16 protein-coding genes are annotated in these 16539 nt (G+C 59.8%); 8 read left to right on the forward strand and 8 right to left on the reverse strand.

The genetic code is table 11. The features are described 5' to 3' along the window. Positions 1-110 precede the first annotated feature (110 nt). Entirely contained in the window at positions 111-1484 is a 1374-nt protein-coding gene (locus tag HMPREF9371_RS01545) for an NAD-dependent succinate-semialdehyde dehydrogenase (RefSeq protein WP_040659929.1), read from the reverse strand. Positions 1485-1692: 208 nt separating this feature from the next. Here HMPREF9371_RS01545 and HMPREF9371_RS01550 point away from each other — a divergent pair, with 208 nt between their 5' ends. The 8 genes from HMPREF9371_RS01550 (at position 1693) to speB (ending at position 9244) form a co-directional block, all read left to right on the forward strand. Continuing rightward, entirely contained in the window at positions 1693-2472 is a 780-nt protein-coding gene (locus HMPREF9371_RS01550; protein WP_040659930.1) for a DeoR/GlpR family DNA-binding transcription regulator, read from the forward strand. A 168-nt stretch (positions 2473-2640) separates the two neighbouring features. Continuing rightward, positions 2641-3051, forward strand: coding sequence for a hypothetical protein (locus HMPREF9371_RS01555; RefSeq protein WP_009118060.1), 411 nt, complete (start codon positions 2641-2643; stop codon positions 3049-3051). Between the two features lie 683 nt (positions 3052-3734). Continuing rightward, on the forward strand, positions 3735-4301 hold the full coding sequence (locus HMPREF9371_RS01565; protein ID WP_040659931.1) for a hypothetical protein: 567 nt from the start codon (positions 3735-3737) through the stop codon (positions 4299-4301). 196 nt (positions 4302-4497) lie between these two features. Further along, on the forward strand, positions 4498-5061 hold the full coding sequence (tsaC, locus tag HMPREF9371_RS01570; protein ID WP_009118063.1) for an L-threonylcarbamoyladenylate synthase type 1 TsaC: 564 nt from the start codon (positions 4498-4500) through the stop codon (positions 5059-5061). Positions 5062-5144: 83 nt separating this feature from the next. Continuing rightward, complete coding sequence (gene folP / locus HMPREF9371_RS01575) at positions 5145-6002, forward strand: dihydropteroate synthase (RefSeq protein ID WP_040659932.1); 858 nt, start codon at positions 5145-5147, stop codon at positions 6000-6002. A 178-nt stretch (positions 6003-6180) separates the two neighbouring features. After that, positions 6181-7512, forward strand: coding sequence for a phosphoglucosamine mutase (gene glmM, locus HMPREF9371_RS01580; RefSeq protein WP_009118065.1), 1332 nt, complete (start codon positions 6181-6183; stop codon positions 7510-7512). A 22-nt stretch (positions 7513-7534) separates the two neighbouring features. After that, a complete protein-coding gene (locus HMPREF9371_RS01585) occupies positions 7535-8182 on the forward strand; it encodes a DedA family protein (protein WP_009118066.1) in 648 nt (215 codons plus the stop codon). A gap of 90 nt (positions 8183-8272) precedes the next feature. Further along, positions 8273-9244, forward strand: a complete 972-nt coding sequence (speB, locus tag HMPREF9371_RS01590; RefSeq protein WP_009118067.1) for an agmatinase — start codon at positions 8273-8275, stop codon at positions 9242-9244. Positions 9245-9379: 135 nt separating this feature from the next. Here the strand turns inward: speB and HMPREF9371_RS01595 are convergent, their stop codons facing one another. The 7 genes from HMPREF9371_RS01595 to HMPREF9371_RS13770 form a co-directional block, all read right to left on the reverse strand. After that, the gene (locus tag HMPREF9371_RS01595; protein WP_009118068.1) at positions 9380-9760 is read right to left on the reverse strand and encodes a hypothetical protein; all 381 of its coding nucleotides are present in this window, start codon (positions 9758-9760) and stop codon (positions 9380-9382) included. A gap of 218 nt (positions 9761-9978) precedes the next feature. Continuing rightward, on the reverse strand, positions 9979-11121 hold the full coding sequence (locus HMPREF9371_RS01600; RefSeq protein ID WP_040659934.1) for a THUMP domain-containing class I SAM-dependent RNA methyltransferase: 1143 nt from the start codon (positions 11119-11121) through the stop codon (positions 9979-9981). Positions 11122-11380: 259 nt separating this feature from the next. Further along, positions 11381-11620: a putative hemolysin gene (locus HMPREF9371_RS01605; protein ID WP_009118071.1), complete on the reverse strand. Its 240-nt coding sequence runs from the start codon at positions 11618-11620 to the stop codon at positions 11381-11383. A 69-nt stretch (positions 11621-11689) separates the two neighbouring features. Beyond that, a complete protein-coding gene (locus tag HMPREF9371_RS01610; protein WP_009118072.1) occupies positions 11690-12466 on the reverse strand; it encodes a ferredoxin--NADP reductase in 777 nt (258 codons plus the stop codon). A gap of 109 nt (positions 12467-12575) precedes the next feature. Next, positions 12576-14354, reverse strand: a complete 1779-nt coding sequence (msbA, locus tag HMPREF9371_RS01615) for a lipid A export permease/ATP-binding protein MsbA (protein WP_009118073.1) — start codon at positions 14352-14354, stop codon at positions 12576-12578. A gap of 298 nt (positions 14355-14652) precedes the next feature. After that, positions 14653-16056, reverse strand: coding sequence for a coniferyl aldehyde dehydrogenase (locus HMPREF9371_RS01620; protein ID WP_009118074.1), 1404 nt, complete (start codon positions 16054-16056; stop codon positions 14653-14655). Next, a partial coding sequence (locus HMPREF9371_RS13770) for a GMC oxidoreductase (protein ID WP_009118075.1) occupies positions 16046-16539 on the reverse strand: 494 nt, incomplete at its 5' end. The genes HMPREF9371_RS13770 and HMPREF9371_RS01620, both read right to left, overlap by 11 nt.

Genomic DNA, 16539 nt, shown 5'->3' on the forward strand with positions numbered 1-16539 from the left:
CACCACAACAAACAGGCTACCTGAAAACAAGCGCCGCCAGTTTCTGCGAAGCTAAAGCGTTTCAGGTAGCCTGTTTGGGCTAGAAGCAAATGGTTAACCGGGCGTATGCCTTATTTGGCCACCACCACCAGTTTCTGGTTCACAAACTCTTTGATGCCCAAGTCGCCCAGTTCGCGGCCGAAACCCGAGCGTTTCACGCCGCCGAAAGGCAGCTCGGCCACCGAATCGCCGCCTTGGTTGATGAACACCATGCCGGTTTCGATGCGCGAGGCCAAGCGTTTGGCGCGCTCCACATCGCCCGAGAAAATGGTGCCGCCCAGGCCGTAGTGCGAATCGTTGGCCAGAGCCACCACTTCGTCATCGTTTTCCACCACATACAGCTGCGCCACCGGGCCGAAAAATTCTTCGAAATAAGCCGGGTTGTCGCGGCTGATGTCGGTGAGCACCGCCGGCGCGAAAAACTGACCCTGCGCCGGCACCGGCGCATTGCCGCACAACAGTTTGGCGCCGTTGGCCACCGCACGATCGAGCTGCTGCTGCAAATCTTCTTTGGCCCGTTTGGACGACATCGGCGCCAAGGTGCTGGCTTCGTCCAAGGGGTCGCCCATCACCACCGACTGGAAAGCCTCCAACACGATGCGGGTAAATTCTTCGGCCGCGCCGGCCTGCACGATATAGCGCTTGGCAGCGGTACATACCTGGCCGGCGTTATACAGGCGCGCGCCGACGGCGGTTTTGGCGGCGCGGGCCACATCGGCGTCGTCCAACACCACAAACACATCGTTACCGCCCAATTCCATGGTGGCTTTTTTCAGTTTGGCACCGGCTTGGCCGGCCACAATGCTGCCGGCGTATTCCGAGCCGGTGAGCGCCACGCCCTGCACGCGGTCGTCGGCAATGATGGCCGCCACTTGATCGGGGCTGATAAACAGATTGGTGTAAGCGCCTTCAGGTGCGCCGGCTTCACGAATCACGTCTTCCATGGCCTGTGCGCACTGCGGCACGTTGCTGGCGTGTTTCACCACTACCGGATTGCCGGCGGCTATGGCGGGGGCGGCCACGCGGATCAGCTGGTAAAACGGGAAATTCCAAGGCTCCACCGCCAAAATGATGCCGATGGGGTGGTGTTCCACCCAAGCTTCGCCCAAGACATCGGGATACGGTACCGGCGCCAGCAGGCGCGCGCCGTTATCGGCGTAATAGCGGGCGATGTCGATACACGACTGCACTTCGCCGCGGCTCTGGCCGATCAGCTTGCCCATGTCGATACTGATGTAGCGGGCCAGCTCTTCTTTGCGCTCGGTCATCACATCGGCCAAACGGCGCAGGGTATCCAAGCGTGCCGCCATATTGGCGGGCGCGGCCCAGTCTGATTTATACAGCGCGTGGCCGGCGGCCAAGGCAGCCTCTACCTCGGCATCGGTGTGCGGAGTAAAGGTTTTCACCACTTCGTCGGTATAGGGATTGCGGGTTTGATAAGCCATCTTGATATGCTCCTTGATGCAGACTCCGGTGCCGGAAAGCGGCACCGCTTATAAAAATTCAGGGCGGATTGTAGAGGCTGGCATCGGTTTTGGCTACTGCGGCAAACGCAAACGGCCTTTCAGGTAGCCTCTCCGGCATGCTTGCGCGAAAACGAACATTTTGGCACAATCGTTTTCACTTTCTTACTTCTTCAGAACACAAACCGACATGCCGCACCGCATCCCCCGCCATCAGAAAATCATCCAACTCGTGCGCGAAAACGGCTTCATGCCCATCGACGAACTGGCCCGCGACTTGGATGTGACCCCGCAAACCATCCGCCGCGACATCAACACCTTGTGCGAACAAAACATTCTGCGCCGCTATCACGGCGGCGCCGCTTTGGGCAGCAGCGTGGAGAACGAAGACTATTTCTCGCGCAAAAACAAGCTGCAAAGCGAAAAAGCCCACATTGCCGATTTGATCGCCGAGCACATTCCCGACAATGCCTCTTTGTTTATGAGCATCGGCACCACCATCGAAGCGGTGGCGCTGGCGCTGATCAAAAACCACAAAAACCTCTGCATCATCACCAACAATATCCACGTGGCCTCTATTGTTTCCAGCCGCCAAGACTACACCGTGATGATCACCTCCGGCGTGGTGCGGCCGGTGGACGGCGGCATCACCGGCGTGGCCACCATCGATTTTATCAACCAGTTTAAAGTGGATTATGCCGTGCTCGGCGCTTCCAGCATCGAGCCGGACGGTTCCTTGTTGGATTTCGACTATAAAGAAGTCAGCGTGATGCAGGCAATGATGGCCAACGCTCGCCACCGCTATTTGGCCGTGGACCACAGCAAATTCGGCCGCAACGCTTTGGTGCGCATGGGCGACATCACCGAATTCCACGCCCTGTTTACCGACGAACAACCCGGTGACGGCATCTGCAAAAAACTGGATGACGCCGGCGTGCGCTGGTATTTGGCCGACAAAGAAGACGAGTAGGTCTGCTTGGCGGACTGCCGGCACGGTCTTTATGAAGCGAATCCCAGCTCTAAAACAAATGCCGTCCGGTCCGCAATCCGACCGCCCCAAGCCGCCGAATGCTGTTATCATCACACCGCCCCAGGCTACCTGAAAACCCCAAAAAATAACCACCAGAGGAACCGAATTATGTCTGTTTTAAAGCGCCCGGAAGAAGTGATCATGGCCGTTATCTGCGCCTTATGGGTGGTGCTCACCTACTTCTGCGCCCGTTATTTCGGCGCGCCTTGGGAACGGGTTTTGCTGATCAGCGCCCTCACCCTGATTGTTTTGGTGCCGGCCTTTCTACTGTGGCAGCGCAACCGCATCACTTGGCTGTGGCCGCTGTTTCTCGGCCTGTTGGTGGCCTGCTGGTGGCCGTTTCTTGATTGGTTGGCGATTAAAGACATCCCCCTCTCCAGCCTGCATGGCGACACCATCATCCTGCAGCGTCCGTGGTACGCCTCTTGGCCGTTTAAAGCGGCGCTGGCCCTGCTGCCGGTGATCGGCGGTTACGCTTGGATTTGGCAAGGCCGCCGCAAAGCCTTGCCCCCGGTGTGATGTCCGATTTACCAAACTTCTGGCGCCTACCTTAGGCAGACCGCATTGCCATGCCCGACCAGCTTATGCAACTTAAAAGTCGGGCTGTTTTGTGTTGATGGGCATAAGGGCTGCCCAAACAACCTCGCTTTCAGGTAGCCTGAGACCTTTGCAAAACCTCCGGATGTGGATGCCGTTCAAGGCGTAGCAGCGAACGTGAATGCCGGAAATCCCTGTGGGAAGACATATCATCTACAAGGCTAAGCAGGCAGGCAGTACCCATAGGGCATCAACGCACAACGCAGAAATACGCCGCAGATGGGGGCAAAGGTCTCAACCTGCAACGTTTGTCGCGTTGCGGCACCAACCGTTGGCGCACCTGTTTCGGCACCGCCTGCCGCCCCTGCGACTCCGGTATTACCTGACAGCCAAGCGCCTACCGCTCCCCCTGCGCCGCCCGCCGCTGCAGCTCCCGCCGCACCTGTACCGCTGGCACCTGTACCCGTGTCTACGGCCATCCCTGCGGCTCCGGTTATGGCGCCCGCCGCATCTACCGCACCTAGCGGTGTTGCCGCAGCGGCGGCTGTGCTGGCTGGCGGAGGTGTCGCCACATCTGAGCAGGTAAACGCTTTGTATAGTCAGCTTGGCTTGATTTCCTAATCTCATAACCGACAACCCCGCTTCGGCGGGGCATGGAGACAATTATGCAACAAATCGACGACCCGCGTATTCCGTTGCGTTTCACGCAGACCGAGGCCAAGACCGATGCGGCTTTACGCAATGGAGACTTGCCGCAGTGGCATCGGAACTTCCTCAACATGATGTGGTATGCGAGAATCCCGGCCTCAGTCTGGAATGACATTTACCTGCGTACTTCCAAATACACCAGCTTGAAGCTGATGAATGGCGAACCTGTCGAGCTGGATTCCGGACAAATCGCTGTCATCGAACATTTGACCAACATCGCCAGCTCGCTATATACCGCCGGCGCGTTACCCTGTAAGGACACCAAGGCTATTGCCGGTGTCTTCAAGTTGGGTATGGATAACGCTAACTATCCGCCACAACTGGAGCGGCTAACCGCCCGCGTCAAAGAGCTGGAGGCACAGCTCCCTCGTGAGGTCCCCGCCGCTACGACCACACCGAATATGCCGCCGCCCCCGCCGGTTGCTCCTGTAACGCCTACTTCGCCTGTTACGGCTCCTGCGATGCCCGCATCGACTCCTGTGGTACCCCCGCTGGTACCCTCGCCCCCCCGAAGATTGAGGTAGCCCCCCGCTCCTACCGCGCCGGCGGCTACAATTGCGCCGCCGGTACCTCCTACTCCGGCCGATGATGTAACGCCTACTGCATCCATCCCGGCACCCGTAGCTCCGCCACCTGCCGCTAAAGATGCGGTAGCCAACCGCCTTGCATATCTTTGCTTCCTGTTGATTCTTTTACTTTCCAGCGCTTGTTTCCCCTCTTATGCCCCGCATTCTGTCCGCCGCCGAAGCCCGCCGCCTGCGCAGCCACCTCAAGCGCGGCGGGCTGGTGGCTTATCCGACCGAATCCAGTTACGGTTTGGGCTGCCTGCCCCAACACCCGCACGCGCTACGGTGCCTGATTCGCCTGAAAAAACGGCCCCAACACAAAGGACTGATTGTTATCGGCAGCAGCCTCTCCGATTTGCAGCCTTTGCTCGGCAGGCTACCTGAAACGCAGCGGCAATTGGCCGCACAAACATGGCCGGCGCCCGTTACCCTGCTTCTCCCCGCCCACCCTGCCCTGCCTGCCGCCCTGCGCGGCCGCCGCCGGCACAAACTGGCCGTGCGCGTCCCTGCCCATGCGGCGGCCAGAGAACTGTGCCGCTTGCTCGGCACGCCTTTGGTGTCCACCTCGTGCAACTTTGCCGGCCGGCGGCCCTGCCGCAGCGAACGCGAAGTGCGCCGCCAATTCGGCCGCCAAGTCGCTGTAATCCGCGGGCGCTGCGGCGGCGCCAAAACGCCCAGCCGCATCATCGACGCCGAAAGCGGCCGCCGCCTGCGCTAAACCGCTCTTTCCGCATACTTTGCTCTGAATCAAGGCAAAGTATGCGATACAATCCCTCCCGTTTTCTTTCAGGTAGCCCCACTATGCCGCACTCCGTCTGGCAGGCCGGACGTTTCCGCCTCACGCTCGACGCCCCCAAAATCATGGGCATCGTCAACCTTACCCCCGATTCCTTTTCCGATGGCGGCACGTATTCCGCCAACACACGCTCCGCCTTGGCGCACGCCGAACGCCTGCTGGCCGAAGGCGCCGATATACTCGACATCGGCGGCGAATCCACCCGGCCGGGCGCACCCTATGTTTCGCCCGAAACCGAATGGGCCCGCGTGGCACCGATTTTGGCTGAATTGGCCGCCTGGCAGGTGCCTATCAGCTTGGACAGCCGCCGCACGGCCGTGATGCGCCAAGCTTTGGCACACGGCTGGGCCGACATCATCAACGATGTTCAAGCCTTAGAAGACGAAGGCGCGGTGGCGCTGTTGGCCGAATATGCCGACACCGGCATTTGCCTGATGCACATGCAGGGGCTGCCGGAAACCATGCAGCAGAATCCGCAATACGGCGATGTGGCTGCCGAAGTGGCAGGCTACCTGAAAACACGGGTGGCGCAATGCGAGGCCGCAGGCATAAGCCGAGCACGCCTGATGCTTGACCCCGGCTTCGGTTTCGGCAAAACCCTGGCCCACAATATCGAGCTGATGCAGCGCCTGCCCGAACTGGCGGCCGACACCGGCCTGCCGCTGCTGGTGGGCGTGTCGCGCAAGCGCATGATCGGCGAGCTGACCGGCGAAACCGATGCCGCCGCCCGCATACATGGCAGCGTGGCGGCCGCCTTGGCCGCCGCGGCGCGCGGTGCTGCGGTGTTGCGCGTGCACGATATCAAAGCCACCGCCGATGCCCTGAAAGTATGGCAGGCCGTGGGGATCAGCGCCGCCGGCTGAAACGGACACAATCGAAATAGGCAAAGTGCCGAAGAACGCCCCCTGCCGCCAGCCCGAGGCCTGATTTTCCCGATTTAACGGCACAGAAACTGGCACAAGCCCGGCCGCTGCTTTACAATTCGCCACTGCTCGGCCCAGCCGCATTTCCCGGACATTTGGACAATTAAGGACCCCGTATATGGCAAAAAAATATTTCGGTACCGACGGCGTACGCGGTGAAGTAGGCAAATTTCCAATCACGCCCGATTTCGTACTGAAATTGGCCTATGCGGCCGGACAAGTGCTGGTCAAACACGACGGCGAACACAAGCCTACCGTGCTCATCGGCAAAGATACCCGTATTTCCGGTTATATGCTGGAAACCGCTTTGGTGGCCGGCTTCACCGCCGCCGGCGTCAACGTCATTCAAACCGGCCCGCTGCCTACGCCGGGCGTGGCTTATCTCACCCGCGCCCTGCGCCTGTCGGCCGGGGTGATGATCTCCGCTTCCCATAACCATTACGCCGACAACGGCATCAAGTTTTTTGCCGAAGGCGGCGTGAAACTTTCCGACGAGCTGGAACAGGAAATCGAAGCGCAAATCGACCAGCCGATGCAGACCGTGCCTTCCGACCGTTTGGGCCGCGCCCGCCGCGTCAGCGGTGCCGACGACCGCTACATCGAATTCTGCAAATCCACCTTCCCCGCCAATATGAACCTGCGCGGCTTGAAGCTGGTGGTGGACACCGCCAACGGTGCCGGCTACCACGTGGCGCCCAAAGTGTTTCACGAACTGGGTGCGGATGTGGTGGAAATCGGCAACCAGCCCAACGGTTTCAACATCAACAATAAATGCGGCGCCACCCACCCGAAAGCCCTGCAAGCCGCGGTATTGCAGCATGAAGCCGATTACGGCATCGCTTTAGACGGCGACGGCGACCGCCTGATTATGGTTGACCGCCACGGCAAGGTGTATGACGGCGACAGCCTGATCTATGTGATTGCCAAAGCCCGTGCCAAAAGCGGCGTCGACATCGGCGGCGTGGTCGGCACCGTGATGACCAATATGGCGATGGAGCTGGCTTTGCAGGAGCAAGGCGTGGCCTTCTGCCGCGCCAAAGTGGGCGACCGTTATGTGTTGGAGCAGCTGCATCAGCGCGGTTGGCTGATCGGCGGTGAGGCCAGCGGCCATATTCTGTGCATGGACAAACACAATACCGGCGACGGCACCATTTCTGCCCTGCAGGTATTGGCCGCCCTGCTAACCCTGGACGAAGACTTGGTCAGCGCCGTGGATTGGCAGCCTTTCCCGCAAACCATGATCAATGTGCGCATCGAAAAAGACAGCGATTGGGAAAAGGCTTCGGCCCAAGCCTTGGTTGAGGCGGAAGCCGAGTTGGCCGGACAGGGCCGCATCGTGTTGCGCGCATCGGGCACCGAGCCGGTGGTGCGCGTGATGGTGGAAGCGCAAAACGCCCGCCTGGCCCAACAGTGCGCCGAGCGCATTGCCCAAGCCATCCGCCCATCCTGACCGACGGAGACAGACAAATAAGATGCTGGATATTTTAGAAGCCTTTTTTTCCGAATACGGCTACGCCGCCGTCTTCTTGGTGCTGGTGGCCTGCGGTTTCGGCGTGCCGATTCCCGAAGACATTACCCTGATTGCCGGCGGCGTGATTTCCGGCCTCGGCCACACCAATGTACATGTGATGAACCTTGTCGGCCTGTTGGGCGTATTGGTGGGCGACGGCATGATGTTCCTGCTCGGCCGCCGATTCGGCCCGAATATTTTGAAAGTGCGCTTCGTCTCCAAGGTGATGACGCCCTACCGCTATGCACAAGTGCAGGAAAAATTTGCCAAATACGGCAACTGGGTATTGTTTGTGGCCCGTTTTTTGCCCGGCCTGCGTACCCCCATTTTCATCAGTGCCGGCATGAGCGGCAAAATATCGTTTTGGCGCTGGCTGGCGATGGACGGCTTCGCCGCCCTGATTTCTGTGCCTTTGTGGGTGTATTTGGGCTATTTCGGCGCCGCCAACAAAGACTGGCTGCTGGAAAAAGCCCATCAATTTCAATACGGCCTTTTTACCCTCATCGGCATCGGTGCCGCCGTATTGTTTTATTTTTGGTGGCGCAAACGCCAACGCCGCCGTTTCTTCTACGCCAAACGCGAAGAATTGCGCCGCAAACGCCAACGCTAAACCGCTTTCAGCAGCTTTCAGGTAGCCTTTAAGGCTACCTGAAAACCCATTCCCACCCCTACCGCAAGCAATAACATAGAGGAACACATCATGAGCCAAAACAAAATCTACGGCGACGGCGCCTTCCGCCGCGACGGCGTCATGGGCAGCATTGTCGAAAACACCTATGCCGGTGCATTATCGTTTATGCGCCGAACCTACACCCGCAATCTGGAAGGCGTGGACGTGGTGGTGTCCGGCGTGCCGCTGGATTTGGCCACCACCTTCCGCTCCGGCGCCCGCCTCGGCCCCGCCGCCATCCGCGCCGCCAGCGTACAATTGGCGGAATTGAATCTGTTTCCCTGGGGATTCGACCCCTTCGACGATCTGGCTGTCATCGATTACGGCGACTGCTGGTTTGACGCCCACAATCCGTGGACCATCCGCGAAACCATCAAACAGCACGCGCTGGACATCATCCAAAACAGCAACGCCAAAATGCTCACCTTCGGCGGCGACCACTACATCACCTATCCGCTCCTGCAGGCACATGCCGAAAAATACGGTAAACCCCTGAGCCTGCTGCATTTCGACGCTCATTGCGACACTTGGCCCGATGATGAGGAAGAATCGCTCAACCACGGCACCATGTTCTACAAAGCGGTGAAAAACGGCCTCATCGACCCGAAAACCTCGGCCCAAGTCGGCATCCGCACCTGGAACAGCGACTTTATGGGCATGAACATGCTGTTTGCACCGTGGATTAACGAAAACGGCGTCGAGGCCACCATCAAGCGCATTTACGAAGTGGTGGGCGACAACCCGGTTTATCTCACCTTCGACATCGACTGCCTCGACCCCGCCTTCGCCCCCGGCACCGGCACCCCCGTGCCCGGCGGCCTTAATTCGCACACCGCCTTGTCCATCATCCGCGGCCTAGGCGATTTGAACATCGTCGGCATGGACGTGGTGGAAGTGGCCCCGGCTTACGACAACGCCGAAATCACCGCCATCGCCGCCGCCCACGTGGCCGCCGATATGCTGTGTCTGATGCGCAATAAAAAAGTGAACGGTCAGTGGTAGGCTGAAGACGCTTTTCTCGCGCACCGATACGCTTTCAGGTAGCCTGTTCCCCCGCCGTGACGGCAGGAAACAGGCTACCTGAAATCTTTTGGGCGGCCGCGCCGCCGGTGTTGGGGCGCGGGCGGTGAGGGAAAATCAGTATTTCATCAATGTTTCGTAAGCCCTGCGGTGCTGCGCTTCGCAAAATCTGAGCATGGCCTGCGGATCGCGCTGGAGGCGGCGCACTTCTTCGGCCACCGGCAACACATAAGCCTGCAGTTCCCGCTCAATGCGTTGGGCATTTGCGGCGTATTTGCCGGCCAGCAAATCTTCGCAACGCTGTGTCTGGCGCAAATGGTTTTCCAGCTTTTCCTCCGCCAGGGGCTGCGCGGGCGGTACGCCTGTGCAGCGCATGGGGAACACGACGATGTTCATATTGTCGCGGAAGATTTGGCTGCATTGCGCCAGTTCGTCGTCTTTGCCTTGCGCCCAAACGGCGGCCGGAAACAGCATCAAGGCGCATAACATTCTTTTCATTTGTGTGTCTTTTGAGTGAGGGAAATCGGTGTGATGTGCATCAAAAATCGCACTCCCTGTGCTTGGTGAATGTAAGTTGGTGCCGCAAGCCGTATTAAACCGGGTAATGGCTCGGCCATCACGGAAAACCGCAGCTGTTTTGGCCGCCGTGAATCCGAAAAACCGCTTTCAGGTAGCCTGCTGATAACACCCGCCCATCTTGCAAACGTCAAACACGGCTAGCGGTTGGAGCCGCTCACCATCTCCAGCAAAAACAGGCGGCAGTCGAGATTGCCGTTGTAGAGCGGAATTTTGCGTTTGGGCGACAGGCGCATCAGTTTGGGCATGTTGCGGTCGGCGGTGAACATGCCGGCCAGCCAGCCGGCGTAATGCTGCTTCAGCCAGCTGCCCAATTGCGGATACAGCGCGTGCAGCGCCTGCACCTCGGCCAAACGCACGCCGTAAGGCGGATTGGACAGCAAAATGCCGTGTTCGCCGTTGGGACGGGTGTCACACACGTCCAGGCAGTCGAAAACCACCGCCGCTTCCACCTCTGCCGCACGGGCATTGGCTTGGGCGATGCGGATTAGAGCCGCGTCGTTGTCGCTGCCGGCAAGCGGCATCGGTGCCGTTGGCAGAATGTCGGCCTCGGCGGCTTGGCGCAAACGCTGCCAGAGGGCGGCATCGAAATTGTTCAGCCTTTCGAAGCCGAACCGGCGCTGCAGGCCGGGCGGACGACGGGTGGCGATGAGGGCGGCTTCGATCACCAGCGTGCCGCTGCCGCAAAACGGGTCTTGGAAGGGTTGGCTGCCGTCGTAGCCGGCCAACAGCAGCAGGCCGGCGGCGAGGTTTTCGCGCAAGGGCGCGCTGCCGGTGTCTTGGCGATAGCCGCGTTTGAACAGGGCTTCGCCGCTGCTGTCGATAAACAGGCGGGCGTCCTGCTCATCGAAAAAGGCGTGGATGCGCACATCGGGCGCGGCTTTGTCCACGCTGGGGCGGGCTTGGCAATACTCGCGGAAAGCATCGCACAGGCCGTCTTTCACTTTCAAGGCGGCAAAATCCAAACTTTTCAGCCGCGCGCGGCGGCCTTCGGCTTTGATTTTGAAGGTTTGCGCCACATCAAACCATTTCGCCCAAGCGATGCTGCGCGCCAAAGTGTAGATGTCCTGCTCGTTGCGGTAGCGGCTTTTGCCCAGCTGGATGAGCACACGGCCGGCGGTGCGGGCGTGCAGATTGAGGCGGTAAACGGTTTCCAATGTGCCGCGGCAGTAGGCACCGCCGTCAGCAGGCCGAACATCGCTGCCGCCGCAAGCGGCCAGCTCGGCGGATAAGACGCTTTCCAAACCGCGCGGGCAGGTGGTGAACAGGGTATAAGTGGTCATGGGATATTGGGAGAATGTGGTTTCAGGTAGCCTGAGGCGGCTCCTTGGTAAGCGCTGCGGCGGTATTGGGGCGCCCAATCGGCCTCGGCGGGCTTATCCCGCACGCACAAAGAAAATGTGCGCAAGCGGCCAATCTGGTTGTCCGCCACGGCCGTGGCGTGGAAACGGGAAGAGAACGGCTATCGGCAGGCGGCCGGCTGTATTGAGCCGAATATGCCGGTCAGGAATCCGGCGCGGGGGCTCTGCCTACCCTACTCTTTCAGTGATCGGCTTCAGGCCGGCTGCTGCGGTAGTATTCCCATTCGTCAACGGTTCGGCCGTCGGGCAGATGGCAGACGCCGTATTCGTTGCCGTATTCGTCTTGCCGGATTTCGGTTTGCCCGCCCTGCTTGGCACAGTGGGCGCTGGCGGGATTGACGGCCTCTAGCGGCAGAGCCGGCTGTTGGGCGGCGCAGGCGGCTAAGGCAAAGGCGGCTAATGAGGCATGCAGCTTGTTCATGGCGGATTCCCGGCGGAAAAAGGTTTTTCAGGTAGCCTGAGGCAATGTGCAGGCTACCTGAAACAAGGGTTATTGCTCTACGAAGGCGCGTTCGATCAAATAGTCGCCACGCTGGCCCATTTTCGGCGACACGGTGAGACCGAAGCTGTTGAGTACGGCGGCGGTGTCGCGGTTCATGGAGGGACTACCGCAAATCATGGCGCGGTCATCTTGCGGGTTCATCGGCGGCAGGCCGATGTCGGCGAACAGCTGGCCGCTTTTCATCAGGTCGGTGAGGCGGCCTTGGTGTTCGAAAGGCTCGCGCGACACCACGGGGTAGTAGATGAGTTTGTCGCGCACCAAATCGCCGAGGTATTCGTGTTCGAACAGCTCTTTGGTGAAGCGGTCGTAATAGGCGAGGTCTTTTTTCAGGCGCACGCCGTGCACCAGAATCACTTTTTCAAACTGCTCATATACATCGGGGTCTTTGGTGATGCTGAGGAAGGGAGCGATGCCGGTGCCGGTGGAAAGCAGATACAGGTGTTTGCCGGGGTTGAGGTCGCCGAGGATCAGGGTGCCGGTGGGCTTTTTGCTGATCAGGATGTCGTCGCCCACTTTCAAATGCTGCAGGCGGCTGGTGAGCGGGCCGTCGGGCACTTTGATGCTGAAAAATTCGAGATGCTCTTCCCAGTTGGCGGAGGCCACGCTGTAAGCGCGCATCAGGGGTTTGCCATCCACCATCAAACCCACCATGACGAATTGGCCGTTGTCGAAACGCAGGGCGTCGTCACGGGTGCAGGTGAAGGTGAAGTAGTCTTCGGTCCAGTGGTGGACGCTCAATACTTTCTGAACATTGAATGCTGCCATATTGTCTTTCCGAAATCATACGAAGTTGCAAAATAAGGAGGGATGCGCCAAAACCGTAAAGCGCACCGGCAAAATATCGGGCTACCTGAAAGGCAGAAAAAAGCCGTTTTCAGGTAGCCTTTGTGTGGTTTGGTTGGGCTTCCTGCTGCTCGTGAAACTGCATGCGGTGCAGATCGGCATAGCGCCCGCTGCGCGCCAACAGCTCGGCGTGTTTGCCCTGCTCCACAATCCGCCCCTCGTGCATCACCACGATATTGTCGGCCTGCTCGATGGTGGAGAGGCGGTGGGCGATGACGATGGTGGTGCGGTTTTCCATCAGCTTTTCCAAAGCGGCCTGCACCAAGCGCTCGGATTCGGTGTCCAGCGCGCTGGTGGCTTCGTCCAAAATCAGAATCGGCGCGTTTTTCAGCAGGGCGCGGGCGATGGCTAAGCGTTGGCGTTGGCCGCCGGAGAGTTTGAAGCCGTTCTCGCCGATTTCGGTGTCCAAGCCCTGCGGCATGGCCTCGATAAACGACCAGGCATTGGCGGCGCGGGCGGCGGCTTCGATTTCGCTGCGCTCGGTATCCGGCCGGCCGTAGGCAATGTTTTCGGCCACCGTGCCGTTGAACAGCACCACGTCTTGGCTGACCAGGGCCATTTGTTCGCGCAAGGAAACCAAGCTGTATTCGCGGATGTCGCGGCCGCCGATGTGCACGGCACCGTCGGTGGGGTTGAAAAAGCGCGGAATCAGGTTGGCCAGCGTGGTTTTGCCGCAACCGGATGCGCCCACCAAAGCGACCACGCTGCCCTGTGCAATGGTGAGGCTGATGCCGTTGAGGCTGTTGCGGGCGGCGCCGTCGTAGCGGTATGCCACGGCTTGCAGTTCGATGTCGCCGGTTTGCGCAGGCAAAACAGCCTGTCCTCGGTCTTCTTCGGCCGGCTCGTCGAGAAAAGTAAACACGCTCTCCGCCGCCGCCAGGCCGCGCTGCAGGGAGGACATGATGCCGGTCATCCGCTTGATGGGGTCGAACATCATCAGCATGGCGGAAAGGAAAGACATGAAATCGCCGGCGCTGAAGGCGTCTTCGGCGGCGCGGCTGGCCGCCAGATAGAGAATGGCCGCCAAGGCAGAAGCAATCATCAACTGGGTGATGGCGGTATTCATGGAATTGGCCGCGGTCTGTTTGACACCGTTGCGGCGCACGCTGACGGCGGCTTGGTCGAAACGGCGGCTTTCGTGCGCTTGCCCGCCGTACACCTTGATGACCCGCGCCCCGTCTATGCTCTCGTTGAGCACCTGTGTCATCAGCCCCATGTGCTGCTGGTTTTCGCGCGACAAGGTACGCAATCGCTTGCTCACCTGACGCACGCACCAGGCCACAATCGGCAGCACGGCAAACGTGATCAGGGTCAGCTGCCAATCCAAATACAGCAGCAAACACAGCAAACCGATCACCGTCACGCCGTCCTTGGCGGTGACCGTGATCACGTTGAAACCCGCTTCGGTGATTTGGCTGGCATCGTTGAGGATGCGCGACATCACGCGGCCGCTGGAATGGTTGCTGAAATAAGCGGAAGGTAGCGCCAACATTTTGGCGAACATCTGGCGGCGGATTTGCTGCACCAAATGGCCAGACAGATAGCTGGTGCTGTATTCGTTGATGAAATTGGCCACCCCGCGCAGGATAAACAGGCCGATGATCGCCGCCGGCACCCAACGCATGGCTTCAATATTCTTCGCCACAAAGCCTTCATCAATCAACGGTTTGAGCAACCAGGCAAACAAAGGGCCCGTGCCCGCCACCACAATCATGGCCGCCACCGCCACCGTAAAAATGCGCCAATATCCCTTCAGATAGGGAAACAGGCGTCGGTAAAGGACAAAGCCGTTGTGTTCGGGTTGGGACATAGAAAAAGAGAGGGAAGGCCGGCAAAGGCGCGATTGTAAGCCAAAAGCGGCAGGGCAACAATGTATCGCGGCGCCGGTAAGATAAAAACTCTAAAGCCTGTTGACGTTTGGCCGGTGCAGCGGTTTTGTGGGGAAAGAGTTGATGCCTAGGAGGCTCTCACTCGAAGAGGGCTGGTTTGACACGCTGCGCTAATCAAACCAGCCAACGCAGCAAGATCGGACATCTTGCGCGCATTTCTGCCGAAGTCAGCGGAGTTTTTTACCCAAATAGCGCCGTGAGGCGGATGCTCAACCGGCCTTAACGCAGCAAAACCTTCAGCAGCAGGCGGAACACCCGGCCGTAAGGCGGCGCCAGCAGGCCCATGCTGTTGAAGCGGGCTTGGTAAAACACCGGTTTCAAATGCGAAAACGTATCGAAGCCCGCTTGACCATGGTAGGCACCCATGCCGGAAGGCCCGACGCCGCCGAAGGGCAGATTGTCCTGGGCTATGTGCAAAAGCGTATCGTTTACCGTGACTCCGCCTGCCACACTCTGCCGCAACACCCGCTCAATCTCCTTCGGATTGCGGCCGAAAACATACAGTGCCAAGGGGCGCGGACGGGCGCGGATGTAGGCCAGCGCATCGTCCAAGCTTTGATACCCCACCAGCGGCAGCAAGGGACCGAAAATCTCCTCCTGCATCAAACGGCAATCCTCCGGTGCGTCCCACACCAGATAAGGCGGCAGCAAGGTCGTGCCGTTTTCGCCTTCGGCAGATGCGCCGAGCGCCATCACTTGCGCCCCGCCCTGCTGCGCCTGTTTCAGGTAGCCTGTGAGGCGTTGGTGCTGATCGGGATTAATGATGCGGCTGTAATCGGGATTGTCCGCCAACTGAGGGTAATGCGCCGCCACCCATTGCTTGGCGGCGGCCGTAAACTCGGCTTTGGCTGCTTCGGGCAGCAGCACATAATCGGGGGCGATACAGGTTTGGCCGGCATTCACCAGTTTGCCGCTCATCACTCTGGCCGCCGCGGCGCGGATATCCGCGTCTTCCAACAACAAAGTGGGCGATTTGCCGCCCAATTCCAAGGTCAGCGGCGTCAAATGCTCGGCGGCGGCACGCATCACTTTTTTGCCGATTTCGGTAGAGCCGGTAAACAGCAAATGGTCAAACGGCAAGGCCGTGAATGCGGCGGCGGTATCGGCACCGCCGCACACCACCGCCAATTCGTCTTCCGCAAAATAACGGGGGGCGGCATCGGCCAGCCAGCGGGCGAACGCCGGCGTGAATTCCGATACTTTCACCATGGCGCGGTTGCCGGCGGCAAACGCACCGGTCAGCGGCCCGGCCACCAAATACAAGGGATAATTCCACGGCGAGACGATGCCCACCAGCCCCAAAGGCTGCGGCAGGATGCGGCTTTTACCCGGCCAAAAATACCACTCGGTCGCCACTTTGCGCGGCCGCATCCATTTCTTGCCGTGTTTGAGGGCATGGCGGATGCCGGCTAGGGACGGAAACAGTTCCAGCAAATCGGTTTCGTGGCGGCTGCGGCCGGAAAAGTCGGCATCAATCGCCTCGGCGATGGCCAAGCGCTGTTCGCGCAGCATTTTGGCCAGACGCTGCAAACGGTCTTGCCGCAGCGGCCAAGGCACTTCGGTTTGCGCATCAGCCGCCCGGCGCAGGCGGTCAAACAGGGCGGATAGGTTTTCAGGCGGCATCGGCGGCTCCTGCCGGGTATTTTGGCGGCATCCGGCCAACCGCCGCTTCGGCCATTGCGGCAATGGTCAGGCTGGGATTGACGCCGAGGTTGGTGGAAATATTCGATCCGTCGATGATGTACAGGTTTTGGTAGCCGAACACACGATGGTCGCGGTCGCATACGCCCTGCGTGGGCGAGTCGGCCAAAGCGGCACCGCCCATGCAGTGCGCGGTGGCCGGAATATTCAAAAAGACATCCGACAAACAGGCAAACGCCTCGCCGCCGTGTTGTTGCGCGGCGCGGAAGGTAAAGTCGCTGGCGGCGGGAATCGAAGCAGGAATCGGCGCGCCTTCGGTGGCCAGCGTACGGGAAAACGGCCACCAGCGGCGCCGCTTCCACACCATGCGCAAAGGCTGCGGCGCCGTCTGCATGCACAAAAACACCACCGACTCGCGCGCCATGTTTTTTGGCCGCAATGCCCGCCACATCCGCTGCGGGCGCG

The organism is Neisseria shayeganii 871 (genome assembly GCF_000226875.1).
Taxonomy (GTDB): domain Bacteria; phylum Pseudomonadota; class Gammaproteobacteria; order Burkholderiales; family Neisseriaceae; genus Eikenella; species Eikenella shayeganii.

Excerpts from the sequence above, each read along its gene's own strand:
- HMPREF9371_RS01610 (WP_009118072.1), bottom strand. The coding sequence starts at position 12,466 with ATGGCAGCATTCAATGTTCAGAAAGTATTGAGCGTCCACCACTGGACC.
- folP (WP_040659932.1), top strand. The coding sequence starts at position 5,145 with ATGCCGCACTCCGTCTGGCAGGCCGGACGTTTCCGCCTCACGCTCGAC.
- HMPREF9371_RS01545 (WP_040659929.1), bottom strand. The coding sequence starts at position 1,484 with ATGGCTTATCAAACCCGCAATCCCTATACCGACGAAGTGGTGAAAACC.
- HMPREF9371_RS01620 (WP_009118074.1), bottom strand. The coding sequence starts at position 16,056 with ATGCCGCCTGAAAACCTATCCGCCCTGTTTGACCGCCTGCGCCGGGCG.
- HMPREF9371_RS01555 (WP_009118060.1), top strand. The coding sequence starts at position 2,641 with ATGTCTGTTTTAAAGCGCCCGGAAGAAGTGATCATGGCCGTTATCTGC.
- speB (WP_009118067.1), top strand. The coding sequence starts at position 8,273 with ATGAGCCAAAACAAAATCTACGGCGACGGCGCCTTCCGCCGCGACGGC.
- HMPREF9371_RS01565 (WP_040659931.1), top strand. The coding sequence starts at position 3,735 with ATGCAACAAATCGACGACCCGCGTATTCCGTTGCGTTTCACGCAGACC.
- HMPREF9371_RS01595 (WP_009118068.1), bottom strand. The coding sequence starts at position 9,760 with ATGAAAAGAATGTTATGCGCCTTGATGCTGTTTCCGGCCGCCGTTTGG.
- HMPREF9371_RS01585 (WP_009118066.1), top strand. The coding sequence starts at position 7,535 with ATGCTGGATATTTTAGAAGCCTTTTTTTCCGAATACGGCTACGCCGCC.
- HMPREF9371_RS01600 (WP_040659934.1), bottom strand. The coding sequence starts at position 11,121 with ATGACCACTTATACCCTGTTCACCACCTGCCCGCGCGGTTTGGAAAGC.
- HMPREF9371_RS01605 (WP_009118071.1), bottom strand. The coding sequence starts at position 11,620 with ATGAACAAGCTGCATGCCTCATTAGCCGCCTTTGCCTTAGCCGCCTGC.
- glmM (WP_009118065.1), top strand. The coding sequence starts at position 6,181 with ATGGCAAAAAAATATTTCGGTACCGACGGCGTACGCGGTGAAGTAGGC.
- HMPREF9371_RS01550 (WP_040659930.1), top strand. The coding sequence starts at position 1,693 with ATGCCGCACCGCATCCCCCGCCATCAGAAAATCATCCAACTCGTGCGC.
- msbA (WP_009118073.1), bottom strand. The coding sequence starts at position 14,354 with ATGTCCCAACCCGAACACAACGGCTTTGTCCTTTACCGACGCCTGTTT.
- tsaC (WP_009118063.1), top strand. The coding sequence starts at position 4,498 with ATGCCCCGCATTCTGTCCGCCGCCGAAGCCCGCCGCCTGCGCAGCCAC.